24 protein-coding genes and 1 pseudogene are annotated in these 24,232 nt (G+C 71.7%); 19 read left to right on the top strand and 6 right to left on the bottom strand.

The features are described from left to right. Positions 1–10: 10 nt before the first annotated feature. Positions 11–457, bottom strand: coding sequence for an SRPBCC family protein (locus SM450_RS17475; protein WP_474620790.1), 447 nt, complete (start codon positions 455–457; stop codon positions 11–13). Positions 458–573: 116 nt separating this feature from the next. On the opposite strand from SM450_RS17475, the gene SM450_RS17470 reads away from it, so the two are divergent. Genes SM450_RS17470 through SM450_RS17435 form a run of 8 tightly spaced genes read left to right on the top strand, consistent with a single transcriptional unit; the run spans position 574 to position 9,222 of the window. Beyond that, complete coding sequence (locus SM450_RS17470; RefSeq protein WP_474620789.1) at positions 574–2,211, top strand: HAD-IIIA family hydrolase; 1,638 nt, start codon at positions 574–576, stop codon at positions 2,209–2,211. Continuing rightward, a complete protein-coding gene (locus SM450_RS17465; protein ID WP_474620788.1) occupies positions 2,208–3,170 on the top strand; it encodes a glycosyltransferase in 963 nt (320 codons plus the stop codon). Before SM450_RS17470 ends, SM450_RS17465 begins: the two co-directional genes overlap by 4 nt. Further along, entirely contained in the window at positions 3,155–4,372 is a 1,218-nt protein-coding gene (locus SM450_RS17460; RefSeq protein ID WP_474620787.1) for a glycosyltransferase, read from the top strand. The genes SM450_RS17465 and SM450_RS17460 overlap by 16 nt, the downstream gene beginning before the upstream one ends. Continuing rightward, positions 4,372–5,046, top strand: coding sequence for a D-sedoheptulose-7-phosphate isomerase (locus SM450_RS17455; RefSeq protein WP_474620786.1), 675 nt, complete (start codon positions 4,372–4,374; stop codon positions 5,044–5,046). The genes SM450_RS17460 and SM450_RS17455 overlap by 1 nt, the downstream gene beginning before the upstream one ends. An 11-nt stretch (positions 5,047–5,057) precedes the next feature. Further along, a complete protein-coding gene (locus tag SM450_RS17450) occupies positions 5,058–6,542 on the top strand; it encodes a PfkB family carbohydrate kinase (RefSeq protein ID WP_474620785.1) in 1,485 nt (494 codons plus the stop codon). A gap of 55 nt (positions 6,543–6,597) precedes the next feature. Continuing rightward, positions 6,598–7,299 carry an SDR family oxidoreductase gene (locus SM450_RS17445; RefSeq protein WP_474620784.1) on the top strand — a complete coding sequence of 234 codons (702 nt, stop codon included), beginning with the start codon at positions 6,598–6,600 and terminating at the stop codon, positions 7,297–7,299. Then, on the top strand, positions 7,296–8,249 hold the full coding sequence (locus tag SM450_RS17440; protein WP_474620783.1) for a glycosyltransferase family 9 protein: 954 nt from the start codon (positions 7,296–7,298) through the stop codon (positions 8,247–8,249). The genes SM450_RS17445 and SM450_RS17440 overlap by 4 nt, the downstream gene beginning before the upstream one ends. Beyond that, a complete protein-coding gene (locus tag SM450_RS17435) occupies positions 8,233–9,222 on the top strand; it encodes a DNA topoisomerase IB (protein ID WP_474620782.1) in 990 nt (329 codons plus the stop codon). The genes SM450_RS17440 and SM450_RS17435 overlap by 17 nt, the downstream gene beginning before the upstream one ends. 133 nt (positions 9,223–9,355) lie before the next feature. On the opposite strand, the gene SM450_RS17430 is transcribed toward SM450_RS17435, so the two are convergent. The 3 genes from SM450_RS17430 to SM450_RS17420 all read right to left on the bottom strand — a co-directional run bounded on the left by SM450_RS17430 (position 9,356) and on the right by SM450_RS17420 (position 12,748). Continuing rightward, entirely contained in the window at positions 9,356–10,441 is a 1,086-nt protein-coding gene (locus SM450_RS17430; protein WP_474620781.1) for an AraC-like ligand-binding domain-containing protein, read from the bottom strand. A gap of 103 nt (positions 10,442–10,544) precedes the next feature. Continuing rightward, entirely contained in the window at positions 10,545–11,048 is a 504-nt protein-coding gene (locus SM450_RS17425; RefSeq protein WP_474620780.1) for a hypothetical protein, read from the bottom strand. Between the two features lie 68 nt (positions 11,049–11,116). After that, positions 11,117–12,748 carry a RecQ family ATP-dependent DNA helicase gene (locus SM450_RS17420; RefSeq protein ID WP_474620779.1) on the bottom strand — a complete coding sequence of 544 codons (1,632 nt, stop codon included), beginning with the start codon at positions 12,746–12,748 and terminating at the stop codon, positions 11,117–11,119. Positions 12,749–13,628: 880 nt separating this feature from the next. Between SM450_RS17420 and SM450_RS17415 the strand changes: the two genes are divergently transcribed. The 8 genes from SM450_RS17415 (at position 13,629) to SM450_RS17380 (ending at position 19,773) form a co-directional block, all read left to right on the top strand. Continuing rightward, positions 13,629–14,090 (top strand): hypothetical protein, encoded by a 462-nt coding sequence (locus SM450_RS17415; RefSeq protein WP_474620778.1) that lies wholly within the window; start codon positions 13,629–13,631, stop codon positions 14,088–14,090. Between the two features lie 220 nt (positions 14,091–14,310). Then, positions 14,311–14,730 (top strand): hypothetical protein, encoded by a 420-nt coding sequence (locus SM450_RS17410; RefSeq protein ID WP_474620777.1) that lies wholly within the window; start codon positions 14,311–14,313, stop codon positions 14,728–14,730. Then, complete coding sequence (locus SM450_RS17405; RefSeq protein ID WP_474620776.1) at positions 14,723–15,337, top strand: hypothetical protein; 615 nt, start codon at positions 14,723–14,725, stop codon at positions 15,335–15,337. The genes SM450_RS17410 and SM450_RS17405 overlap by 8 nt, the downstream gene beginning before the upstream one ends. Before the next feature lie 154 nt (positions 15,338–15,491). Next, a complete protein-coding gene (locus SM450_RS17400) occupies positions 15,492–16,196 on the top strand; it encodes a GGDEF domain-containing protein (protein ID WP_474620775.1) in 705 nt (234 codons plus the stop codon). After that, positions 16,193–17,494 carry a hypothetical protein gene (locus SM450_RS17395; RefSeq protein WP_474620774.1) on the top strand — a complete coding sequence of 434 codons (1,302 nt, stop codon included), beginning with the start codon at positions 16,193–16,195 and terminating at the stop codon, positions 17,492–17,494. The genes SM450_RS17400 and SM450_RS17395 overlap by 4 nt, the downstream gene beginning before the upstream one ends. A 106-nt stretch (positions 17,495–17,600) precedes the next feature. Then, on the top strand, positions 17,601–17,957 hold the full coding sequence (locus SM450_RS17390) for a hypothetical protein (protein WP_474620773.1): 357 nt from the start codon (positions 17,601–17,603) through the stop codon (positions 17,955–17,957). A gap of 186 nt (positions 17,958–18,143) precedes the next feature. Then, positions 18,144–19,214 (top strand): DUF4192 domain-containing protein, encoded by a 1,071-nt coding sequence (locus tag SM450_RS17385; protein WP_474620772.1) that lies wholly within the window; start codon positions 18,144–18,146, stop codon positions 19,212–19,214. Between the two features lie 106 nt (positions 19,215–19,320). After that, positions 19,321–19,773, top strand: a complete 453-nt coding sequence (locus SM450_RS17380) for a hypothetical protein (protein ID WP_474620771.1) — start codon at positions 19,321–19,323, stop codon at positions 19,771–19,773. 435 nt (positions 19,774–20,208) lie between these two features. On the opposite strand, the gene SM450_RS17375 is transcribed toward SM450_RS17380, so the two are convergent. Beyond that, on the bottom strand, positions 20,209–20,916 hold the full coding sequence (locus SM450_RS17375; protein ID WP_474620770.1) for an SDR family oxidoreductase: 708 nt from the start codon (positions 20,914–20,916) through the stop codon (positions 20,209–20,211). Continuing rightward, positions 20,913–21,671: a hypothetical protein gene (locus SM450_RS17370; protein ID WP_474620769.1), complete on the bottom strand. Its 759-nt coding sequence runs from the start codon at positions 21,669–21,671 to the stop codon at positions 20,913–20,915. Before SM450_RS17370 ends, SM450_RS17375 begins: the two co-directional genes overlap by 4 nt. A 1,293-nt stretch (positions 21,672–22,964) precedes the next feature. On the opposite strand from SM450_RS17370, the gene SM450_RS17365 reads away from it, so the two are divergent. From SM450_RS17365 to SM450_RS17355, 3 genes and pseudogenes are all read left to right on the top strand, one after another. Next, a complete protein-coding gene (locus tag SM450_RS17365) occupies positions 22,965–23,288 on the top strand; it encodes a transposase (RefSeq protein WP_474620768.1) in 324 nt (107 codons plus the stop codon). Next, positions 23,285–24,037 (top strand): IS3 family transposase, encoded by a 753-nt coding sequence (locus SM450_RS17360; RefSeq protein WP_474620767.1) that lies wholly within the window; start codon positions 23,285–23,287, stop codon positions 24,035–24,037. The genes SM450_RS17365 and SM450_RS17360 overlap by 4 nt, the downstream gene beginning before the upstream one ends. Beyond that, positions 24,015–24,232 (top strand): annotated as a pseudogene (locus SM450_RS17355) (IS30 family transposase); the annotation flags it as partial. The gene SM450_RS17360 and the pseudogene SM450_RS17355, both read left to right, overlap by 23 nt.

Raw genomic sequence — 24,232 nt, 5'->3', positions numbered from 1 at the left:
ATCCGTTCGCTCAACCATCCGGATTCTGCCGCGTCGCGATGTCCGACAGCCGGGCCAGCGTCTCCTTGTTCCGCAGGTGCAGCACGAGGTCGTTGAGCTTGGTCCGGACCCACCGCAGCGGGCCCGCGGCGAAGTCCTCGCCGATGGTCACCCGGGTCCGGCCGTCCGCCAGTGGCTCCAGGACGAACGCCACGATCGCCTCGCCGGCCGGCCAGAGCCCGGCGCGCAGCACGAGACGGTTCGGCTCCTGGCACTCCAGCACCGTGGACTTGTCCTGGAGGGAGAACGGCCAGGGCCCGGCCCGGTGGTGCAGCCGGCTGCCGACCCGGGGCCAGGCGTCGTCCACGTCGCGCACGTGCGTGGTGCCCACCACCCAGTCGCTGTACGTCCATCCGTCGGCCAGCACCGCGAAGACCCGGTCCGGGGACGCGTCGATGACTTTCTCCACAACCGCCACGGAGAAGCCGGTACCCCCGTCGCGGGGCCCGCTAACGGCGGCCGGGTTAGCTTCTCGGGGGCGGCGGGTAACCGGGGCCGACGTTTACTCCTCGGGGGGTCGGGAACCCGCCGCCCGTGCAGCCGGACCACGAGCGGGATCAGTGCAGGTCAGCCGGGGTTGAACCGGGTGACCGGTCCCGGCGGGGCCTGTACGACGCGGTGCTGCTGGACCGGGACGGCACGCTCGTGGAGGACGTGCCGTACAACGGCGACCCGGAGAAGGTCCGGCCGGTGCCGGGCGCCCGCGAGGCGCTTGACCGCCTGCGCGCGGCCGGGTTGCGGCTGGCCGTGGTGACCAACCAGTCCGGCCTGGCCCGGGGCCTGTTCACCGCGGACGACCTGCGCCGGGTGAACGCCCGGGTGGAGGAACTGCTCGGACCCTTCGACACCTGGCAGACCTGCCCGCACGCGGAGCCGGACCGGTGCGCCTGCCGCAAGCCGGCGCCGGGCCTGGTGCACGCCGCCGCCCGGGCGCTCGGCACCACGCCGAGCCGGTGCGTGCTGATCGGGGACATCGGCGCCGACATGGGGGCCGCCGCGGCGGCCGGCGCCGCCGCGGTCATGGTGCCCACGCCGGCGACCCGCGACGCCGAGGTGGCCGCCGCGCCGACCGTCGCCGCCGACCTGCCGGACGCGGTGGACATCGTGCTGGCCCGGATGCGGCTGGTGGCCGCGCCGGAACCGGCAGGTGGCCCGAGCCGGGGCACCGTGCTCGTGGTGCGCAGCGACGCGGCGGGTGACGTGCTGGTGACCGGACCCGGGATCCGGGCGGTCGCGGCCGGCGCGCGCCGGGTGGTCCTGCTCTGCGGCCCACGCGGACGCGCCGCCGCCGACCTGCTCCCCGGCATCGACGAGACCATCGAGTGGCCGCTGCCCTGGATCGACGCCCCCGCCCCGCCCGTCGACCCGCACGCGATGCGCGCGCTCACCGACCGGCTCGCCGCCGTCGACGCCGACGAGGCGGTCGTCTTCACCTCCTTCCACCAGTCACCCCTGCCCCTGGCCCTGCTGCTGCGGATCGCCGGCGTGCCCCGGATCAGCGCGATAAGCGACGACTACCCGGGCGCCCTGCTCGACGTGCGCCACCGCGTCCCGGTCGGCGTACCCGAACCCGAACGCGCCCTGTCCCTCGCCGCCGCCGCCGGCTTCGCCCTGCCCGACCACGACGAACCCCGACTGCGGCTGCGCGCCGACCGGTTGCCGCCGGTCCCGGCCGCCGCCGGACCGCCCGGCTACGTGGTGCTGCACCCGGGGTCCTCGGTGGAGACCCGCGCCTGCCCGGTCGAGCTGGCCACCCGGATGGTCCGGGTGCTCGGCGCCGCCGGTTACCGGGTGGTGGTGACGGGTGGAGCGGACGAGCGGGAGCTGACCGCCCGGGTGGCCGCGGCGGGCGGCGTGGACCTGGGCGGGTGCACCCGGCTGGGCGAGCTGGCCGCCGTGGTCGGCCGGGCCGGCGCGCTCGTGGTCGGCAACACCGGTCCGGCGCACCTGGCCGCGGCGCTTGGCGTGCCGGTGGTCAGCCTGTTCGCCCCGACCGTCCCGTTCGGCCAGTGGGGACCGTACCGGGTGCCGACGGTCCGGCTCGGCGACGCCGCGGCGGCCTGCCGGGACACCCGCGCCACCGTCTGCCCGGTCCCCGGACATCCCTGCCTCTCCGCGGTCGAACCGGGCCGGGTGCTGGAGGCGCTGCGGTTGCTCGGGGTGGTCGGATGAACATCCTGCTCTGGCACGTGCACGGCTCCTGGACCACGTCGTTCGTGCACGGCAAACACCGCTACCTCATCCCGGTCAACCCGCAGCGCGACGCCTACGGACTGGGCCGCGCCCGCACCTACCCCTGGCCCGACACGGCCGTCGAGGTCACCCCGCAGGATCTGCGCACCGCCGACGTGGACGTGGTCATCCTGCAACGCCCCGAGGAACTCGACCTCGCCACACAGTGGCTGGGACGCCGCCCACCCGCGATCTACGTCGAGCACAACACCCCCAAGGGCGACGTCCCGAACACCCGCCACCCGATGGCCGACCGCGACGACCTGCTGCTGACCCACGTCACGCACTTCAACGACCTGTTCTGGGACACCGGCGCCACCCGCACCACAGTCGTCGAACACGGCGTCGTCACCCCCGCCGCACAGTGGACCGGCGAACTCGACCGCCTCGCCGTGGTGATCAACGAGCCGGTACGTCGCTGGCGGGTCACCGGCACCGACCTGCTCACCCGCTTCGCCGAGCTGGCGCCGCTCGACGTCTACGGCATGAAGGTGGCCGGGCTCGCCGCCCACCTCGGCCTGCCCGAGGACCGCCTCACCAGCCACGACGACGTACCGCAGCACGCCATGCACGCCGAACTCGGCAAACGCCGCGCCTACCTGCACCTGTGCCGCTGGACCTCGCTCGGACTCAGCCTCATCGAGGCCATGACCATCGGCATGCCGGTGATCGCCCTGGCCACCACCGAAGCGGTGCAGGCCGTGCCACCCGACGCCGGCGCGCTCTCCACCCGGGTCGACGTGCTCGTCGACGCCGCCCGGGGGCTGCTCGACGATCCGGCCGCCGCCCGTCGGGCGGGCGCCGCCGCCCGGGCCGCCGCCCGCGACCGCTACGGCCTGGAGCGTTTCCTCACCGACTGGGACCGGCTGCTGGAGGAGGAAGTATGCGCATCGCGATGATCTCGGAACACGCCAGCCCGCTCGCCGTCCTCGGCGGGGAGGACGCCGGGGGCCAGAACACGCATGTCGCCGAGCTCTCCGCCGCGCTCGCCGCCGCCGGTCACGACGTCCGGGTCCACACCCGACTCGACGCGGTGGACCTTCCGGTCACCGTCCACACCCCGGACGGGTACGAGGTCGTGCACGTCCCCGCCGGTCCGGCCGAGCCGGTGGCCAAGGACGACCTGCTGCCGTACATGCCGGCGTTCTCCGACTGGCTCGTCGACAGGTGGCGCACCGGCGACTGGCAGCCGGAGGTGGTGCACGCGCACTTCTGGATGAGCGGGCTGGCCGGGCTTCCCGCGGCCCGGCGTGTCGGGGTGCCCGTGGTGCAGACGTACCACGCGCTCGGCACCGTCAAGCGTCGCCATCAGGGCGCCCAGGACACCAGTCCGGCGGGACGTGTCGACCACGAGCGGGACCTGGGCCGCTCGGTGGACCGGGTCGTCGCCCAGTGCCAGGACGAAGTCGCCGAGCTGGTCCGGTTGGGGGTGCCGCGGTCCCGGGTGACCGTGGTGCCGTCGGGGGTGAACCTGTCGACCTTCGGCCCGCTGGGCCCGATCGCCGAACCGGCAGGCGGACGGGCCCGCGTCCTCACCGTCGGGCGGCTTGTGGAACGCAAGGGCTTCCAGGACGTCGTCCGGGCCGTCGCCGACGTGCCGGACGCCGAGTGCGTGGTGGTCGGCGGGCCGCCGGCCGGGTTGCTGGAGACCGACCCGTACGCGGTGCGGCTGCGCGCGCTCGCCGACTCGCTCGGCATCGGCGACCGGGTACGCCTCGTCGGCGCCGTGCCGCGCGAGGAGATGGCCCGCTGGTACCGCTCGGCGGACGTGCTTGTCGCCGCGCCCTGGTACGAGCCGTTCGGCCTCACCCCGCTGGAGGCCATGGCGTGCGGCGTGCCGGTGATCGGGACGGCGGTCGGCGGGCTCACCGACACGGTGGTGCCGGGACGCACAGGTGACCTGGTGCCGGCCCGTGATCCGGCGGCCCTCGGCGCGGCGATCCGGGCGCTGCTCGGTGACCGGATCCGCCGGTTCGCCTACGCCACCGCGGCGCTTGAACGCGCCCGTACCCGCTACTCCTGGGCCACCGCCGCCGACCGGCTCGGTGAGCTGTACGAGGAGGTCGCCACCGTGCGCCGGCCCACCCGGGTGGTCGCCTGATGGCGGCCACGCCGACCGCCGGTCAGACGGTGCTGGAGGAGCACCTGACCCGGCTGGCCGCCGCGCTGCTGCCGTTGCGCGAGGCGGAGGACCTGCTCGCCCGCTGGGGTGGTGAGCTGGCGCACCGGCTCGCCGCGGGCGGCCGGTTGCTGGTGGCCGGAAACGGCGGCAGCGCCGCCGAAGCCCAACACCTCACCGCCGAACTCGTCGGCAAACTCCGCCACGACCGCCAACCCCTGTCCGCCATCGCCCTGCACGCCGAAACCAGCGCCCTCACCGCCATCGGCAACGACTACGGCTACGACGAGATCTTCGCCCGCCAGGTCCGCGCCCACGGCCGCCCCGACGACCTCCTCCTCCTGCTCTCCACGAGCGGCACCAGCACCAACCTCCTCACCGCCGCCCACGCCGCCCACCACACCGGCCTGCGCTGCTGGGCCTTCACCGGCCCCGCCCCCAACCCCCTCGCCGACCTCTGTCACGAGCGCTTCGCGGTGGATTCGCCCGACAGCCAGGTGGTGCAGGAACTGCACCTGGTCGCCGTGCACGTGCTCTGCGAGTACGTGGACCGGGCGTTGCCGGCGGCGCTCGCCGCCCGGCCGCCGGCCGGCGACGTGCGAAGCGGCGTCGAGGTGGTGCTCGGCGACCCGGATCCGGAGGTGCAGGCCCGATGAGGAGGTCGAGCATGACGGGACCCGTGGTGGTGCTCGGTGACACGCTGCTGGACCGGGACGTGGAGGGGCTGGTGAACAGGCTCTGCCCGGACTCCCCGGTGCCCGTGCTCGACGAGACCACGTCCGTCGACCGGCCCGGCGGGGCCGGCCTGGCGGCCGTCTTCGCCGCCGCGGAGGGCGCCGAGGTCGCGCTCGTCACCGCCGTGGCCGACGACGCCGGCGGGGCCCGGCTCGGCACCCTGCTCGCCGCCGCCGGAGTGCAGCTGTACGCGCTTCCGCTCGCCGGCGCGACGCCGGAGAAAATCCGGCTGCGGGTCCGCGGGCGGGTGCTGCTGCGGCACGACCGGGGCGGCGCCACCGGGGTGCCAGGCGAACCGAGCGAGGCCGTGCTGCGGCTGCTCGCCTCCGCGTCCGCCGTGCTGGTGAGCGACTACGGCCGGGGCGTCGCCGGTCAGCCCGCGCTGCGCGCCGCGCTGGCCGCCACCCGGGCGCCCGTGGTGTGGGACCCGCACCCGCGCGGCCCGGCGGCCGTGCCCGGGGTCCATCTGGCCACCCCGAACGAGCCGGAGGCGCGGGAACTGGCGAAGACGCCGCCGGGCGGATCCCGTCTGCGCGCGGCGTCCCGCAGCGCGCAGGCGCTGCGCCGGCGCTGGCAGGCCGGCGCGGTAGCGGTGACGCTCGGCGGGGACGGCGCGTTGCTCTGCCACGCCGGTTCCACCCCGCTGGTGGTGCCGGCGCCGGCCGCCGAGGGGGACACCTGCGGCGCGGGTGACCGGTTCGCCGCGACCGCCACGGTGGCGCTGGCCCGGGGCGCGCTGGTGTCCGAGGCGGTGCAGGAGGCGGTCACCGAGGCGTCCGCGTACGTGGCCGGCGGGGGTGTGGCGACCGCGCTGCCGGCGCCGGTCCGGGCCGTGCCCCCGGCGGTGGTCACCGCGGGCGGGAACCGGATCGGCGCGGTGGCCGCCGGGGAGGTGGTGGCCCGGGTACGCGCGGCCGGCGGCACGGTGGTGGCCACCGGTGGTTGTTTCGACCTGCTGCACGCCGGGCACGTGGCGACCCTCCAGGCGGCCCGGCAGCTCGGCGACTGCCTGGTGGTCTGCCTCAACTCCGACGCGAGCGTGACCGGGTTGAAGGGGCCGGAGCGCCCGGTCGTGGCGCAGGGCGACCGGGGCCGGCTGCTCGCCGCGTTGGGCTGCGTCGACGCGGTGCTGATCTTCGACGAGCCGACTCCGCACGCGGCGCTGTCCTGGCTGCGCCCGGACATCTGGGTCAAGGGCGGCGACTACGCCAGCGGCGGCGGCGCCCAGACGCTGCCCGAGTCGGAGATCCTGGCCCGCTGGGGCGGGCACACGGTGGTCGTGCCGTACCTGGACGGGCGGTCCACCACCGACATGATCGCGGCGGCCCGCGCCGGACGTGGCCGGGCCGGCTGGGCGGCGACGGCGGCGACCGGGCCCGAGACGGCCGTCCGGTCCACGGCGAAGGAGGCACGATGAACGCACCACGTATCCGGCCCGGTCTGGTCACGCCCACCGGCCCGAGGGAGGCGGCATGAGCGCCGGCCCGCCCGGCGCCGGTCCCGCCGTCCTGGTCACCGGCGGGTCGAGCGGCCTCGGCGCGGCGGTGGTCGCCGCGGTCGCCCACTCCGGCGGCCGGCCCCTCGTGCTGGACCGGCAGCCCCCCGCCGACGGGGTGCCCTGGGCCGAGTGCGACCTGGCCGACACCCGCGCCGCCGAGGCCGCCACCCGGGACCTCGCGGAACGCTCCGGCGGGCTGGACGCGGTGGTCACCGCCGCCGGCGTGGACGTGCCCGGGAAGCTTGCCGACGTGCCGGCGGAGACCTGGGAGCGGATCGTCACGGTGGACCTGCTCGCCACCGCCGCGGTGATCCGGGCCGCGCTGCCCTTCCTGACGGCGTCCCGGGGCAGCATCGTCACCGTCGCCTCCACGCTCGGTGTCAAGGCGGTCGGCGACGCCACCGCCTACTGCGCGGCCAAGTTCGGGGTGGTCGGCTTCACCCGGGCGCTCGCCGCCGAGCTGGCCGGCGCGGTCGGGGTGACCCTGCTGGTCCCCGGCGGCATGCGCACCGCCTTCTTCGACGAGCGGGACACCCAGTACCGTCCCGGCCCCGACGCGGTGCTCAACGAGGCGGCCGACACCGCTGCCGCGGTGATGTTCGCGCTCTCCCAACCGGCCGGTTGCGCGGTCCGCGAGATGGTGGTGTGCGCCGAGCGGGAGTCGTCGTACCCGTGATCCTCGTGCTGCGTGCGCTCGGGGTCGGCGACCTGGCCACCGCCGTCCCGGCCCTGCGTGGCCTGCGCGCCGGGCTGCCCGGCCGGGAACTGGTGCTCGCCGCGCCGGCCTGGCTGGCGCCGCTGGCGGAGCTGACCGGCGCGGTGGACCGGGTGCTGCCCACCGAGGGGCCGGATCGGATCGCCTGGACCGGGCCGCCGCCGGAGGCGGCGGTGAACCTGCACGGCCGGGGACCCGAGTCGCACCTGGCGCTTGCCGCCACCCGGCCGGTCCGGCTGCTCGCCCACCGGAACCCGTCGGCCGGCCACCTGGACGGCCCGGCCTGGGCGGACGACGAACACGAGGTCCACCGCTGGTGCCGGTTGCTGCACGCGTACGGCCTGCCGGCCGACCCGGGCGACCTGGCGCTGCGGCGTCCGGCCGCGGCCGGCGTACCCGCCGGGGTGACGGTGCTGCACCCGGGCGGCAAGGTGCCGGCGAAGCGCTGGCCGGCGGACCGCTTCGCCGGGCTGGCCCGGGCGCTCACCGCGCGGGGGCACCGGGTGGTGCTCACCGGCTCGGCCGACGAGCGGGCTCTCGCCGACCGGGTGGCCCGCGACGCCGGGCTGCCGCCGACGGCGGTGCTTGCCGGCCGCACCGGCCTGGCCGAGGTGGCCGCGCTTGTGGCCGACGCCCGCCTGGTGGTCAGCGGCGACACCGGGGTGGCGCACCTCGCCACCGGCTACGGCACCGCCTCGGTGGTGCTGTTCGGGCCGGTGCCGGCGGCGCACTGGGGCCCGCCGGCCGACCGGCCCCGGCACCGCGTGCTCGGCGTGACCGAGCCGGCCGGAATCGAGCGGGATCCGCCGGGCGGGGTGGGACCGCACCCGATACTGGATGCCATCGGGGTCGCCGAGGTGGTGGCGGCGGCGGCCGAGGTGGAACGGGTCTCCGGTGCGGTTACGGCGTAGCGATCCGGGCCGGCCCGGCTACGGTCGACGGCGGCGCGGCAAGGGCTGGCTCTTCCTCGACCCGGCGGGCGGGCCGGTACGCGACGCCGGTGAGCTGGCGCGCCTGGGTGAGCTGGTCATCCCGCCAGCGTGGCGGGACGTGTGGATCTCGCCGTACCCGAACGGGCACATCCAGGCCACCGGCATCGACGCGGCCGGCCGCAAGCAGTACCTCTACCACCCCGGGTGGCGTCAGAAGCGGGACGAGGCCAAGTTCGACCACGTGTTGGAGGTGGCCCACCGGCTGCCGGCGCTGCGTGACCGGGTCGCGCACGACCTGGTGCTGCGCGGGCTGCGGCGGGAGCGGGTGCTGGCCACCGTCGCCCGGCTGCTCGACATGGGGGCGTTCCGGGTCGGCAGCGACCAGTACGCCACCGGCGAGGACCCCACGTTCGGCGTGTCCACGCTGCGCCCGGAGCACGCCCGTCGCCGCGGCGGGTGCGTGGTCTTCGCGTTCCCGGCCAAGGGCGGCATCGAACAGGTCCGCCGGGTGGAGGACGCGGAGCTGTGCCAGGTGCTGCTCAACCTGCGCCGGAGGCGGCGTGCGCAGGAGCGGCTCTTCGGCTACTGGGACGGGCGGGCCTGGCGCGACGTGCGCAGCGACGAGGTGAACGACTACCTGCGCGACGCCAGCGGCGGGGAGATGACCGCGAAGGACTTCCGCACCTGGCACGCCACCGTGTTGGCCGCCACCGAGCTGGCCACGGCAGGCGCGCAGCGGTCCGTCACCGGTCGGCGACGGGCCGTGGCGGCGGTGATGCGTTCGGTCGCCGAACTGCTCGGCAACACACCGACTGTGGCACGGACGTCCTACGTGGACCCGCGTGTGGTGGACCTCTACCACGACGGGGTGCTGGCGCCGGTGGAGCCGGAGATGCCGCGCGAGGCGGTGGAGAAGTCCGTGTTGACGCTGCTGGAGGAGGAGGGCGGCTGACCGACCGGCCCCGCCGGTCCTGGGGGGAAGCGACGGGGCCGGAGACCGGGGCGTACGGCTGGCGTGGGAGGCCACTGCCGGGGCGGGGCCGCCCGCGGCTGGGTCGCCGCGGGCGCCACGCCGCGGCCCCCCGTTACCTGTGGGCCGTCGCCGGCTTCCCGGCGCCGGCCCGGGTCCAGCCTCTCCCGTTCGGGTTGACTTCGGATGCCGCGTTGTTGACGATCCGTGCCCGTTCCAGGTGACGCGCCCGGTATGCCTGCGGCGTCTCCGCCTGCGCCGCCCGGAAGGCCCGGCTGAAGTGGGCCTTGTCCCGGAAGCCCCAGCGGCCGGCGATCACCTGGATCGACCGGCCGCCCAACGCCGGGTCGGCGAGGTCCCGGCGACATCTGGCCAACCGTTCGTCGCGGATGTACGCCGCGATCGTGGTCTCCTCGGACTCGAAGAGCCGGTGCAGGGAGCGCACCGAGATGTGGTGCGCGTCGGCGATCGTGGCCGGGTCCAGCGTGCCGTCCCCGAGGTGCTGGCGGACGTACGCGCGCACCTCGGCCAGCAGGGCGCGGCGCCGGGCCTCGGTGGGGGCGGCGTCCTCGGCGGCCAGGTGGCGGCCGAGCAGCGTGGCGGTCAGGTCGAGCGCGACCGCGCCGAGCCGCTCGGCGTCGGCCGCCTGGTATTGCTCCGGGTGGCCGGTGAGCCGGATGAGGTAGTCGGCCAGCAGCGCGCCGACGCCCTCGCTGCCGGACATCCGGCAGGCGAACAGGGGAGTGAGCCGGTGGTGGGGCAGCGGCAGCGCGTCGTACGGGATGAGGGCCACCACCGAGCTGGCGGCCCGGTCCCGAATTCCGTCGACGTGGTGGCTGAGCTCCTGCGGGCGGGCGCAGTCGTAGAAGGTGAAGTGGCCGGGTGGGCAGACGCCGCGCTGCCCGTCCTGGTCGGTGACCCCGGTGCCGGTCAGGGGCAGCGCGAGGACGTAGCAGGGCGCGTCGGAGCGCTGGATCAGCTTGCGGGTGCGGATCCCGTCAAGCGACGGGTAGCGGTGCCGGATGAGCTGCATCGGCCCCAGTTGGAGGAACTCCGCCCGCGCGGTGAAGTTGTCGGCGTGCTCGGTGCGCACCCGCATCAGCGTCGGCGTGCGGGCGAGCATGTCCAGCCACAGCCCGAAGCGGTCCGCGGCGGGCACCTGCGCCGTGTCGAAGACCTGCGGTTGCATCGCGATGTCCATGAACGACCCCCGTGGTTCGTCTGCCTTTCACAAAGACGACGCCCCACGGGCCGGAAATGCGACAGCCCGTGGGGCGTGACGTCCGTCATAGACAGACGGCAGGTCAGTCGTTGAGCACCTGGGACAGCCGGTCCCGGAAGCGGCGCTCGGAGTCGCTCACCACGTCGCCGCCGATGCCCAGGATGCCGCCGGTGGAGGCGGCGCCCACCACCTGCTCGGCGATCTCCACCAGCCAGTGCCGGTACGCACCGGACTGCCCCTCGTCCACCTTGCCGGTGAGCAGGGCGGAGGCCTGGCCGGCGCGGGCGAGCACGTCCTCGATCATCGCCGTCGGGTCGTCCGGCGTGATCACCGGCAGCTCCGCGCCGGTCTCCGGGTCGCCGACCCGGGAGACGACCTCGCCGGCCACGGCCGCCACAAGCGGGCTGGCCGACTCACGGCCGGCGGCGATGGTCTCCAGCCCGGCGGCGTTCTCGGCCATGGTGCGCCGGGTGCCGTCGGACTCGGCCGCCGCCGCCGCGGTGAGCACCGCCTGCGGCAGACCCACAAGCAGTCCCCACTCCTCGTCGGAGACGCCGAACCGGGTGTACGCCGGCTGCTCGATCACGATCAGGCCCCTTTCGCCATGGTCGTCGTTGTCGACGGGCACCGCCACGGCGCCCGGGTCAGGTCAGGCTAGTCCAGCTCCAGCAGGCCCTGTTCGGACACCACGCGCACGGACAGCGTCTTGTAGCCCACCTCGTCGAAGAGCACCGTCATCCGGTCGTCCTCGTAGTTGAGCACCAGGCCGGATCCCCACTCCCCGTGGCGGACCTGGCTGTGCACCGGGAACGGACCGACCGCGCCGTCGTTTGCCACGCTGGTGCCGGCGTGGCAGTTGTCGCAGTGGCCGCAGACCTCCTTCATCTGCTCGCCGAAGTAGGCGAGCAGGACCTGCCCGCGACAGCCGGTGGTCTCGGCGAAGGCGCGCATCATGTCGGTCCGCGACCGGGTCACGGTCTGCTGCCGCTCGGCCTCGGCGCGCGCGGCCCGCCCGGACTCGACGGCGTCCGGCGCGTACCGGGGCGCGCCGACGCGCTGCCGGGCGCGGGGCTCGGCGGCGCCGATCTGCTCCAGCAGGGAGAGGTACTGGCCGAGCTTGCGCGGGCCCAGCCCGGTCAGCTCGCGCAGGTCCTTGCGGGTGCGGGCCTTGCTCCGCAGCACGGCGGCGAGGTCGGCCAGCTCCTTTTCGTCGGGCAGGCCGCCGCTGAAGTAGCGCTGGAGGCCGACGTCCTCGGCCCGCCAGAGCAGCAGCACCCGGGCCGGCGAGCCGTCCCGGCCGGCCCGGCCGATCTCCTGGAAGTAGCTGTCCGGCGAGTCGGGCAGCGCCATGTGCACCACCCAGGCGATGTTCGGCTTGTCGATGCCCATGCCGAACGCCGAGGTGGCCACCATGATCGGCACCCGGTCGGCGAGGAACGCCTCGTGCAGCTCGTGGCGGGCGCCGGTGGGCATGCCGCCGTGGTAGAACTCGGCCGGGAAGCCGGCGTCGGTCAGCCGCCCGGCCAGTTCCTCGGCCGCGCGCCGGGTCGGCACGTAGATGATGCCGGGGCGCTCGTCGTCGCGCAGCAGCGCGATCAGCCGCCGCCACCGGTAGTCGTCGGTCGGGCAGTAGGCCACCTCGAGGAACAGGTTGGGCCGGTCGAGCCCGGAGACGACCACCTCGGGCTCGCGCAGTCGCAGCCGGGCGATGATGTCGTCGCGGACCGGCGGGGACGCGGTGGCGGTCAGCGCCACCACCGGGGGCCGGCCCAGGCCGTCGATCAGGTGGCCGAGCGCCAGGTAGTCCGGCCGGAAGTCGTGGCCCCAGGACGAGATGCAGTGGGCCTCGTCGATCGCGACGAGCGCCGGGCCGAGCGAGCGGACCTCGGCGAGCCGGTCCGGGTTGCTCAGCGCCTCGGGCGTGATGAACAGGAACTCCGCCCGGCCGGCCCGGATCTCCTCGATCGCCTCGGCCTGTTGCGCGGCGCTCTCGTCCGAGCTGATCCGTACCGCACGCAGCTCGGGCCGCTGGCGCTCGTTGAGCGCCGCGATCTGGTCCTGCTGGAGCGCGAGCAGCGGGGAGATGACCACGGTCGGGCCGGGGATCAGGCTGGCCGGGATCTGGTAGATCGCCGACTTGCCGGCGCCGGTGGGCAGCACCACCAGGGCGTCGTGGCGCTTCATGACGGCGCGCATGGCGGCCAGTTGGTTGGGCCGCAGCGCGGTCCAACCGAACAGGTTCTTCGCCGCGCGGCGCAGGTTGGTGGAGTGCGTGGTCAGCTTCATCAACGGCCACAGCTACCCCCGCTGTCCGGAACCGAAACCGGGGGACGGGGTTGACGTCGGGCAACGAAAGGCGACATTATGAATACACGTTCATGAACATGTGTTCATAAGGAGTGACGGGGATGACCGACACCTACAACGACCAGCAGGAACAAGTCGCCGCGCCCGCGACGACGGCATACCTGTGCACCTCTTGGCGCATGAGGACGTACTGATCCTGCGCCGACTCTGAACACCGCTCGGCACGTTCAGGATTCCTGAACGAACATGTCCGAAGTGCCCGCCGCCGGCCGGCTTGGCGGCCGAGGCGGTGGCTCCGGCCATCTTAAGCACCGGGCATGTCCGGTCCGCCTCGGCGGCGGTACACGATGGCCGGCGGTTCCGCTGGCCGGTCGCGCCTCACTGGGGTACCTGCGGGCAACCGCTGACCAGTGGGGCGAGTCCCGACCGGTGCGACGCTCGGGAGAGATGAGTCCCGCACCCGGCATCCCGCCGCTTGCTGGGCAGCGGGACTCGGCGACTACCGAAGTTCGCCTGCCGGGACGCGGTCCCGCCGGGTCCCGCTCCCACGGGCAGACCTGACAGCAGCGCGGGCGGGCCGGGCTGTCAGGTTCTGCCAGGAGGCCGTACCTGACAGCCGGGCCGACGGTACATCCCGCGCGGCTAACCTGAGGGTTCTCCCTACTCCTTATGTGCCGCTGATCTGACGCCCCGCGCGACGGCATCGCGCCCACCACTTCCGGTCGGCCGCCGCCGCCAGCTTCGGATCGGGCACCACAAATCCCACGCCCCTCGCTCCCGCGATCGGGGTGAACTATCCGCATTCCCTCAGGCGGTCACCATCCGGTGGCCGCCATCTTCCTGTCCTGCGGAGGACGACATGCTCCAGAACACCTGGTACCTGGCTGACGTCGACTGGTTCGCCGAACTGCCCGGCGCGCCTCGCCTCGACTCCAACGATCAAGCCGTAATCGGCCAGCTCACTCAGCTCTTCAACGATGAGTCTTACCTCGACCCGGCCATGACCGTCGCCGCGACGCACGTGATGCTGCTGGCTCTGGAGCACCTCGGCGAGACCATGACCTACGGCGTCCAGACTCACGACCTGACCGAGTTGGCCCGGCTGCTGTGCGGCCTCAACCTCGTTCAGGCCCACCTGACCCAAACCGTCCACCGAATCGCCGAGCGTGTCAACGCTCGCAAGTTCGTGGGCCTCGATGAGGCGCCGGCCGCAACCGTGCGAGTCCTCACCGAAAGCCTCAGTACCGCCGGCGCCAACGGCGAGGTGTTCGCCGGCCACCTCAAGGAGGCTCACATGGCCCTGCGGAGCGTGACCAAGTAAGTCCAACTCCACCGAGAGGCGCGTGATCCGGTGACGGACACGCGCCTCTCGGCCAACCCGTACCACCCACCCGCTCACCGGTCAGTCCGCCGCGATGGTGCTGCCCGAGCGGATCCTGCGCCCGGCCGATCGGCCCGCCCGTACCGCAGAACCCTGCCGACCACGGCCCGGACACCGCGACCTACCCCGACTCCTACACCTGACCGAACGGAGTTCTGCCATGACCCTGCACGTCATCGCCGTCTACCACAACACCGACAGCCGGTTCTTCCCCTACGAGCCCGGCCACACGCTCACCCAGGTCATCTCCCACTGGCGGCACCTGCCCACCACCGCCACCCCGGAGCAGACCGCCGACTGGATCTACGGGCTGTTCAACCTCGACCTCGACCACCTGGAGACCGAACGGGCGATGCCGAACGGGGAGGCCGACTTCCTCATCGCCTGCACGTACCGGCTTCTGCGGCTGCGCTCCCAATCGACCGGAGACGTCATCGCCGTCACCGCCGACGGCCACACCACCTGGCTCGCGTGCGAGTTCATCGGCTGGAGGCACATCGACCCGCCGACCACCATCACCGGACAACCGCTCACCGCCGAGGCGGTCTACCAGCACCTTCCGCGAGGCCGTCATGCGTGAGCACCCTTGCGAGCAGCACCACCCCGGCAGGCACACCGACACCTGCCTGACCGGCCTCTGTGGGTTCTGCGGCACCAGCCTGCACACCACCGCCTCCGGAGAATGCCGGTCCTGCCTGCGAATCGTGTGCGAAGCATGCGACGGCGGATACCAGCCCGACCTCGGTCCGATCTGCCACCCCTGCACCCAGCCCTGCGGCGGCACCGGCCCGGACCCGGCCCGCTCCAACCCGCCGGGAGGTCACGAGCTGCAACGGCTGTGCATGTTCGAGCTGGCTCTGTCTTGCGGGCACCTCGTCACCGTCGTCCTGACCGGCTGGTACCCGGTATCGGTGGCCTGCTGCGATCGGCTCGGCGGCACCATCCAGTGCGGCCTCTACGTGCCCTACGCCTCCCACATCGACTACGTCACCCTGCGCTCCGAGCGGTACGAGTACCAGCCCAAAGGCACGCCGCGCGAGTCGGACCTACTCATCGACCGTCGGCCTCGTACCGACGAGCCCTACCAATCACGCCCGGGCGGCTCGGTCAGCGCTGGGCGCTACCCAGCTCGCGTCGGCGCGGCCTGGAGCCTTGACGGCTCGGTCGCGCGGGCTACCACCCACTGACCTCTCGACGCGCCGCATCAAGAACGCCGCCGTGCGGCGACGCACACCGAAACAACGGCCCGCCAAAGGCGGGCCGTGTCGCATTCATGGGCCCGGGACGCCTCGCCTCGACAACGTACGCGTCCCGGGTCCTCCATCGAGATGGAGGAACCCAGTGTTCACCACACTCCTCGTGATCGCCACCATCTTGGCGGCCACACTCGGGGCCGCTGTCGGCTACCTGGCCGCCCGGTCGACCATCAACCGGCTGCGCGCCGAGCTGGCCGACGCTGCCTGGCAGCTGACCCACGACCCGCTTACCGGCCTGCTCAACCGCACCGGCCTGCGGACCGTCCACAACGCCATCGCCGCGTCCGGCGAACCGCAGCCGATCATCGTCATGTTGATTGACCTCGACAAGTTCAAAGAGGTCAACGACGCCAATAGCCATGAGGCTGGCGATGGCCTTCTCATGGAGGTCTCCGACCGGCTCGGGCACCTCGCCACCACGTGCGGCGGCATCGTTGCCCGGCTGTCCGGCGACGAGTTCGCCGCCGTCCTGCCCGTACGCCACCACCCGATCGCCGATATCGCTGACCGGTTCAAAACCCTGATCGCCACGCCGGTGACGGTCCAGGCCGACAGCGGTCCAGTCGCGGTCACCGTCACGGCCAGCGTCGGAATCGCGGTCGTGGCCAGCACCGACCAGTTGGAGGATGTCGCGCTGCACCGCGCGGACACCGCCATGTACCACGCCAAGCACCAGGGTGGCGACCGACACGCCCTCTACGTGCCCGGGATGACCATGCCTGACCGTGAGCGCCGCCGAGGGCCCCGCCTGCGCGACCTGCGTCGTGACCAGCGTGGCGGCGCCGAGTGAACCTCGCGACTCTCACCGCCTGCGCAACCTGCCGCCTAGCGCTGACCGAGCAACCGGACGGGGACAGCGTCGTCTACCGGCACCCCGTGACGGAAGCACGGCACGACGCCGTTCCCGTCGACGCCGGGCAACTACCGCAGGTCTTCAACCGTTGCCACACCTGCACCGGCGCACCTCCGGTCTGGAACTACCGCACCGGCCTCATCCAGATCGCGGCCCTCGCAGCGGGCGCGGTCGAGACCTACAACGACCAGTGGCACGTCTGCTACCGGTGCGCCCAGTTCATTGAGGCCGACGACTCCGATGGCCTCACCGCTCACTGCGCCGCTCTCATGCACTGGCTGCCGCACAGCGACGAGTACACAATCCTGCGCACGCTGCACCGCGGCATCATCATCGGCCGCGACCGCAGCAGAACCCTGCTCACGACCACCGACTGGCCACCGGCGCGGATCACCGCCGAGATGCTGCCGAAGATCCGCGACCGGTTCACCAGGCTCCTTCGCGGCCCCGCGATCCTGCCCAAGCTCATCAACGGTCTCGGGCAGCGCCGGACTCTGGCTAACCACCTCGACCTCGCACCCCTGTACTGGATCAACCAGGAGTTCAGCGATCTGGTCAACGAGGTCACCGCCAGCCAGCCCTCGGCGACGGTCACCGACGAAGTCGCGTCCTCACCGTCCGGGCTGATCACCTGGCCTGAACCGGTCGGCCGTTCCCGGCAACTCGCCGCCGCCTCCTGGACACCCCACGCGGACGGGTGGCAGGTCGTCGGATACCGCAGCGTCGGCAGCGTGCTGGACGACGACCTGATGCCCAGTCTGCGACACGAGATCGGCTGGCTCGTACCGGTCCACACCGAGTACGTCGCCCGCGGCATCACGCTCGACGGTCGCCACCCGCTCGGTCCCCTCATCACGACCTGGCTGCTGATCAACCAGCAGATGGCCGAGGCCATACCGGCGAAGTTGCCCAAGGGCACCACCAGGGCCTACCAGCGCAACGGGCGACCTGCCCCCGAGGTCAGGATCGTGCGGATCAAGCCGCGCGGAACTTCAATTTCACCGGAACGGAAACCGCCTGAGAGTCCTCGCAACCGGGCCAAGCCGGACCACCGATTCTGGGTTTCAGGCCACGAACGACAGCAGGCGTACGGCCCAGGCCGAAGCCTCCGCCGACCAGTCGACATCCAGCCATTCCTCAAGGGCGATGAGAACCTGCCGATCAAGCTGAGCACCACCGTCCGCGTACTCGGCAGCCGAGGCACCGGCAAGGAGCCGGACACCGACAACGGCTAAGCGAGCGTGCGTGGCGGTGGGCTCGCGTCCACCGCCACCCACGAGCAACGGCCCGTCTTGGTCGACCCAGCTGCCTCGGGCACATCAGGTCAAGGTGGCCGCCAACGTGATGCTGCTGGCCGCCGCGGCCACCGCCTCGGAAGCGGGCGACAAGGCATGGGCAACAATGCGGGCGCTTACGACCAGCAGTCCGGACGAGTCGCGGCGGTGGACCGCCTACGGCTGGGCCAACACCGAGTACGCCACTCCGAACCGGGACCGCTGGCGAGTCCCATCGCGGCACGAGTACGAGATGTGGCTACCCGGGCACGCCACCGTAAGCGATGCGGCCACGGCGGCCGAAGCCCTCGCCCGCGCGGAGCTGCTACAGGCGCTTGCCGGGGTTGACCATGACCTGGTGACGGTGACTACCAGCGTCGAGGGCGTGGGCATCGACGTGTACCTCAACCCCGACACCGACTGAACCTCCGGGGCGCCGACCAGCGGGGCAACCCGCCCGGTCTCTCGGTTCCGGGTGGGGGCCACCCGGCCAGGTGGCCCCCACCGACGTACGCAATCCGCTGCGTCGACCACCGCCAGCAGCGGGCGAGTAGAACTCCGTCATCGCCCGACTTCCGCTGCTCAATCCATCAAAGCTGTGGAGAGCAACATGTCGTTTTCAGAGAACAAGCTCACCGTCCGGTCCCAGGGCGACCTCGTGACCGCCGTGCCGTACCTGATCGGTTTCCATCCCGGCCACGGCAGCATCGTCGTGCTTGCACGTAGCGGTAGCCGGATCACGTTCGCCACTCGGGAAGATCTACCCGCTCCCGGCGCCCCGGCACGTGAGGTCATCGACCGCGCCAAGTACCTGGTGCCGATCGTGCGGCGGCAGCAACCCATCACCGACCTTATGATCATTGGCTACGGCGAGCCCGGACAGGTCGACCCGACGCTGCGCACGTACGACCAAGCGTTCACGGCCAGCGGTATCCCCGTCCGGGAACTGCTGCGCGTCACCGGCTCCCGGATCTTCAACCTCACCTGTGACAACACCGTCTGCTGCCCACCGCAGGGCACCCCGTTCGACCCGACCACCTCCCTCATCGCCGTGGAGGCAACCGCCGCCGGGCAGGTCGCGTTGCCGAACCGGGCAGCCCTGGCCGCCAGAATTGCACCCGCCACCGGCGCAGCTCAGGAAGGCATGCGCCGCACCACCAGCGAGGCCGCTACCCGCCTCAAGGCATTGGCCACCGCCGGCAGCACCGCGGTGTACGAGGCCGGTGCCCAGGCACTCCACGATGCACTGCGACAGCACGCCAGCGGCAAGCGTCTCACCGACAGCGATATTGCCTGGCTCACCCTGCTCCTCACGCGCACAGCAGTGCGGGACCTCGCCATCGATCTCACCCAGCCACACGAGCAGCACGTCACCCTCTGGGTTGACGTGACCCGCCGCGCCGACCAACTGCTCGTGCCGGCACCCGCGACCCTGCTTGCGCTCGTCGCTTGGCGCTGCGGCAACGGGCCACTGGCCCTCATGGCAGCAGAGCGGGCCCTGCAGGTCGACCCTTCCTACCAGCTCGCCAGCCTGCTCCTGCAGGCACTACAAGCCGGAATGCCTCCCTCCGTGTTTGAGGAGGCAATGGCCGAAGACGAAGACCGACCGGGAACGCGGCCAGTCCCCGCATCACCAAGCCGGCTACCAAACAACGACGACCCCGGCCCGGAGCGGCCGTGACGGGCCGTCGAGGCCGACCCCCGCAGTCCCGCGGCGACATGCCGCGACCAACCCGCCGTTTCCTCGACACCGACGCCGGGGGAGCCGCAGAACAGGAGCAACCACAATGGACTCCGTACGTAGCATGCTGCTCGTCCTCGCGAAGCGTGCCGAACAGGCCCGAATGGATTGGCAGGCGGGCCGTGCCGCCGTCCGCGCTCGCGGTGAAACGCCCGGCCGAACTGAGGCATTCGCCCACCACATCCAGGCCAACCTGTGCCTAATCGCCGCGATCGAAGCGGCGGACCTTCCAGCCAACTTCCGAGTCTACGACCTGACGCTGTCCCGAGACCCCCTCGTCGCAGCCCAGCAGCTCCGCGAGATTGTCTTCACCTACGACCGCTGCGCGGGAATCGAGGCCGAACACGAGGCGGCCCGGCTGGCCTACAAGGCGGCATTTGCCGATCCAATCAACGAACAAGAACAGCAGTACATCGACGTCCTCGCCGACCTTCCCACAGCTCGCCGCGACAAGGTTGTCGACCTGGCCGAGGAACGCGCCCGCTACCCGAAAGCCTGACCACCTACCTCTTGGCCGAATTGGGCAGTTGTCCAACCATCGCTTCCCGGCGCGTCCGCGTCGGGACCGCGACTTGCCAAGGGCGGCGCGGCTCTTCCGCCGCCGTTCGGATGGGGCTGATCGAGACGATTCTCGACCCGGCCGAGGTGCTCCTGGCCGTTGAACCCTACGCAGGAATTTCTCCCGACCTGGCCGCCGAACTGCGGGCTGACCAGGTCGCGCACTCCGTGCGAAGCTAGCACCAACACTTGAGGCTCGGCGCCGCACCGATGCCGCCGGCCGCGTCGCGTCAGCTCATCCTCTGAAACGCCGGCCGTCGACCGGCCGTCTCGGCGCTACCCCGCGCATCATCCGGGCACGGCCGACATGGCCGTGCCCGGATTCCACCAATCCGCAGCTCCTCGCGTGAGACGGCGACAGGCGGCGCTGCCGTAACTACCAGTCGAGGGGCCGCCGCTGGAAGAATAGTCTCCCGGTGGGGCCGTCTGAGGGCAGCGTGGCAAGCCATACGAAAGTATCCGCGGCTTCATCCGGCGTGGAATTTGCCTTCCCGTACGCCAGACGGGTGTCAACCTTGCCCGGTGACGCCGCGTTCACCAGGATGCCGTCGTCCTTGAGCTCAGCGGCAAGAATGCAGGTCAGAGCGTTAACTCCAGCCTTGGAAACCCGGTACGAGACGCTGCCCGTTCCCATCTCGCCGAAGGTGCCCATGTGGCTGGTGACGTTGACAATCCTGCCGTACCCGCTCCTTTTCATCTCGGGGATCGCTGCGGTGCAGCATCGCCAGGTCCCCATGATGTTGGTGTCAAGGGTGGCGCGCACCTTCTCGAGGTCGGCGCTGGCCGCTGCTTGGCCACGGTCGATGGCGATGCCGGCGTTGTTGACGAGGATGTCTAGCCGGCCGTGCTGGTAGCCCACATCGGCCATGGCGCGAGCGACGCTGGCAGGATCTGCGATGTCCAGTTGGTGGGCGGATACGGACAGGCCTTCCGTGCCGAGCTCGTCAGCAGCTTGCGCGGCAGCTTCGTCGGTTCGGGCGGTGACGACCACGTGGGTGCCGGTCTGAGCTATGCCCCGGGCGATGGCCTTCCCGAGCCCACGGTTCGAGCCGGTAACGACAGCGACCCGCTTCGCTTCGCTCATGCGAACAGACTACGCACGCGCTCGTCGAGCGCTTGCACCGCCGGGTGTCGATGCGCCATCAAGCGACCGTGGATGTCCAGCAGGCGTCGGTGATTTCGCACCGATCGGGTTGCGGCTACGTCAGGGGCGGCCTGGGCCACAAGGGTGCAGGCATGGTCGACATCTCCGAGGTTCAGAACGGAGTCGGCTCGCCAGATGAGGTAAGTAGCGCGGTCTCGGCTGCGCTCGGCGGGTTGGAGGGCGAGTGTCTGTTGAAGCCAGTGGTCGCTTGCCTGGTGGCGCTGCAGGAGTAGGTAGCACGCCGCGACCTGGGCACAGTACTCCGCGTGATCGAAGTAGCTGGCCCATGCTGGGCTCGGTTCCTCGTCGGCACGCGACATCTCTGTGTCGGCTTCGACGAGCCGTCGCTCGCAGGCAACCGACTCGCCGACCACCGCGTGGGTACGGGCCAGCCGTGTGGTGAGCATCGCTCGTACCCGCGCCGGTGCGTTCTTTGCTCCGGCCCGCGCGGCATCAGCGAGCCGAAGCGCTTCACCAGGCCGCTCTGTATCCACTCGCTGCAGGCTCATGCACTTCAAGATGTTGGCACCGGCCGCTCGGTCGGATGCGGAGTGGGCGGCGTGGAGGGCCGCGATCCAGTAACGTTCGGCCGCGCCATGGAAGCCGGCGTCGAAGCTTGCCCCAGCCAGCGATCCGACCCAACTCTGCGGCGATGGCGAACAGGCGGCTTCCAGCCGCGTCGGAGTAGCTGCCATGCCGCAGAAGATCCGTCACCAGGCGGAGCTCAGCGTCGACCAGTGAGCGAACACTTCCGCCGCCGAGGGTTGCATCCATGCGGCGCAGCGCAGGTAACCGCTGCTCAAAGCAGTCGAGGAGGTCCGCGTCGATGCGGCCTCCCTGAAGCGCTGCCGTGATCTTGAGAGGCTCGGTCGCAAGCCACCGCTCAGCTATTGCAACAGCCAGCCCAGCCTGCATGATCAGGAAACCTCGTCGATCTAGCATCGCTGGCCCCGCAGTGCTGTCGAGTAGATCCACTGCGCCGTCCATCGTCCACGGTGTCGAGGTGCTGATCGCTGGGCCGGTCGGGAGCCAGTGAGGCCAGCCGACCGCCTTGACTGTCTGTCGATCGACGCCAAGCTCATCGGCCAGCGCGAGCTGTGAATCTTCATCCGGCACTACGCCCCATCGCTCCCAGCGCCACGCCTTTTCCCGCCGGGCGGCGGTGTTCAGGCGACGCGCGATGACGTTGACAAGGTCCTGCTGCGTCCAGTTCCGCTGTTCTCGAACGTAGCTCAGCGGGTGCACCAAGAGTTGGCTCCGTGGCGATGCCGTCCGCGTCATCCTGCCTCCCCGGTCATCGCCGTCACTTTAGTTCCAATCAGCCGACAAGATGCGCTCTCATCTGCGAAAACTGTCCGCTTCCGGCGAAGAGACAACACGAGACAACACGCCGGGCATCGATTTGATCTGGTCGTTCGGCTTACCTGAAAGGGCAATTCACTCCGGCGTCGGTCGGTCGCCCTCGGTGTTGGCCGCCATGCTGGCGAGGCGGTTCTTCTTGGACTGCGGGCTGCCGGAGCGCGTGGCTGATGCCAGCAACATCGATAAGCCGTAGGCGTTTAGGTGCGGAGCAGCTGAGAGAAGGGTGGCTTGGAGATGCGCCGGATGAAGTGGTTCGCTCCGGCCGACGATCGGCCGTTCGATCCCGTGGGCCGTGCCGTCTTCGAAGGCGGCCCTGCCCGGTCATGCAGCGAGGTGAGTGGGGCGGCTCCGATCCTGAGCCGGCCGGCGTCCAGTGCGCACCGTGCGGACATGTACATCGGGACTCGATCCGCTCGCGCGCATCGCGATCTTGCTGCACGCGTAGCCGTGTCTCGGTGTCGCTCTAACCAGCGGCATAAGCCAGCACGGGCCGCAGCCGGTCATCGCCCCTTGATGTGGAGGCACGATGTCTGACCCCGAGCTGTCGCTGGCCCTCACCCTCGCTGCATGGGCCTGACCCGGTTTGACGGACATCCGAGATCAGGAGCCTGGTGGGCTCCGGGAGGATGTCCAGCATCATGGAGAGCATGGGTAAGAAGCGGCCCCGGCCTCGTCGGTCGTTCACGGCGCAGTTCAAGGCCGAGATCGTCGAGTTGTGTCAGCGGGGGGACCGCACGATCAGGCAGGTCAGCGACGATTTCGACTTGACCGAGACGGCGGTGCGGGAGTGGGTCAAGCAGGCCGAACTCGACACCGGCACCCGCTCGGACGGACTGACCAGCGACGAGAAAGCCGAACTGGCGCAGCTGCGGCGGGAGAACCGCCGGTTGCGGGAGGACGTCGACATCTTGAAGCGGGCGACGGCTTTCTTCGCGAAGGAGACCCGGTGAACGTGTATCCGTTCATCGAGGCGGAGAAGACCGGCAAGCACAACGTCACACGTGCGTGCGAGCTGATGAAGGTCTCCCGGTCCGCCTACTACCAGCACGCCGCCGCCCGGCCCTCCCGGCGAGACCTGGCCGATGAGGCCCTGACGGCCAAGATCATCGAGGTACACGCAATGTCGAAGGGCACCTACGGAGCCCCGCGGGTGCACGCCGAGTTGGCCGACGCCGGACTGCGGCACGGCCGCAAACGCGTCGCCCGGCTGATGCGCGGCGCCGGGGTGGCCGGCAAGAGCCCACGGCGGTGGCAGACGACCACCATCGCCGACCCGGCGGCAGCCGACCGCGCGGACCTGATCCGCCGGGACTTCACCACCGACCCGACCCGGGTCGACACCCGCTGGTGCGGCGACATCACCTACATCAACACCTGGCAGGGCTGGCTGTATCTGGCCACCGTCATCGACCTGGCGTCTCGCCGGGTCGTGGGCTGGGCCGTCGCCGACCACCTGAAAACCGACCTGGTCGACGCCGCGTTGAGCGACGCGATCGTGCGACGACGGCCGGCGTCCGGGTTGATCTTCCACTCCGACCGCGGATGCCAGGGCGGTTTCAACCGGTCGTCGCAACACCTTGATCGCGGAGGTGTGCATGGGCAGGAACACGAAGCTGGAGCAGGTGCCGGAAGGGGCGCGGAGGCAGTGGGCCGCGGACCGGGCGCTGCGGGCGCCGATGCGGTCGCCGGGTCGGCCTGAGCCTTCGCGCGCTGTGCAGCGGCAGTTCTGGCGGCTGATCGCGACGGGGATCACGACGGTCGAGGCCGCGCTTGCCGTTGGCGTGTCGTGGCCGGTTGGGGCGCGGTGGTTTCGTCACGCTGGCGGCATGCCGCCGATCAGCCTGGACGAGCCTTCGGGCCGCTATCTGTCCTTCGCCGAACGCGAGGAGATCGC

Source organism: Micromonospora marincola (genome assembly GCF_056150385.1).
The sequence above is the reverse complement of the archived record's forward strand: the minus strand, read 5'-3'. Positions and strand labels throughout refer to the sequence as shown.

What these genes read in the sequence shown, in the direction of transcription:
- SM450_RS17465 (WP_474620788.1), top strand. Translation starts at nt 2,208, where the DNA reads ATGAACATCCTGCTCTGGCACGTGCACGGCTCCTGGACCACGTCGTTC.
- SM450_RS17460 (WP_474620787.1), top strand. Translation starts at nt 3,155, where the DNA reads ATGCGCATCGCGATGATCTCGGAACACGCCAGCCCGCTCGCCGTCCTC.
- SM450_RS17455 (WP_474620786.1), top strand. Translation starts at nt 4,372, where the DNA reads ATGGCGGCCACGCCGACCGCCGGTCAGACGGTGCTGGAGGAGCACCTG.
- SM450_RS17450 (WP_474620785.1), top strand. Translation starts at nt 5,058, where the DNA reads ATGACGGGACCCGTGGTGGTGCTCGGTGACACGCTGCTGGACCGGGAC.
- SM450_RS17445 (WP_474620784.1), top strand. Translation starts at nt 6,598, where the DNA reads ATGAGCGCCGGCCCGCCCGGCGCCGGTCCCGCCGTCCTGGTCACCGGC.
- SM450_RS17430 (WP_474620781.1), bottom strand. Translation starts at nt 10,441, where the DNA reads ATGGACATCGCGATGCAACCGCAGGTCTTCGACACGGCGCAGGTGCCC.
- SM450_RS17420 (WP_474620779.1), bottom strand. Translation starts at nt 12,748, where the DNA reads ATGAAGCTGACCACGCACTCCACCAACCTGCGCCGCGCGGCGAAGAAC.
- SM450_RS17415 (WP_474620778.1), top strand. Translation starts at nt 13,629, where the DNA reads ATGCTCCAGAACACCTGGTACCTGGCTGACGTCGACTGGTTCGCCGAA.
- SM450_RS17410 (WP_474620777.1), top strand. Translation starts at nt 14,311, where the DNA reads ATGACCCTGCACGTCATCGCCGTCTACCACAACACCGACAGCCGGTTC.
- SM450_RS17405 (WP_474620776.1), top strand. Translation starts at nt 14,723, where the DNA reads ATGCGTGAGCACCCTTGCGAGCAGCACCACCCCGGCAGGCACACCGAC.
- SM450_RS17385 (WP_474620772.1), top strand. Translation starts at nt 18,144, where the DNA reads ATGTCGTTTTCAGAGAACAAGCTCACCGTCCGGTCCCAGGGCGACCTC.
- SM450_RS17380 (WP_474620771.1), top strand. Translation starts at nt 19,321, where the DNA reads ATGGACTCCGTACGTAGCATGCTGCTCGTCCTCGCGAAGCGTGCCGAA.
- SM450_RS17375 (WP_474620770.1), bottom strand. Translation starts at nt 20,916, where the DNA reads ATGAGCGAAGCGAAGCGGGTCGCTGTCGTTACCGGCTCGAACCGTGGG.
- SM450_RS17370 (WP_474620769.1), bottom strand. Translation starts at nt 21,671, where the DNA reads ATGGCAGCTACTCCGACGCGGCTGGAAGCCGCCTGTTCGCCATCGCCG.
- SM450_RS17365 (WP_474620768.1), top strand. Translation starts at nt 22,965, where the DNA reads ATGTCCAGCATCATGGAGAGCATGGGTAAGAAGCGGCCCCGGCCTCGT.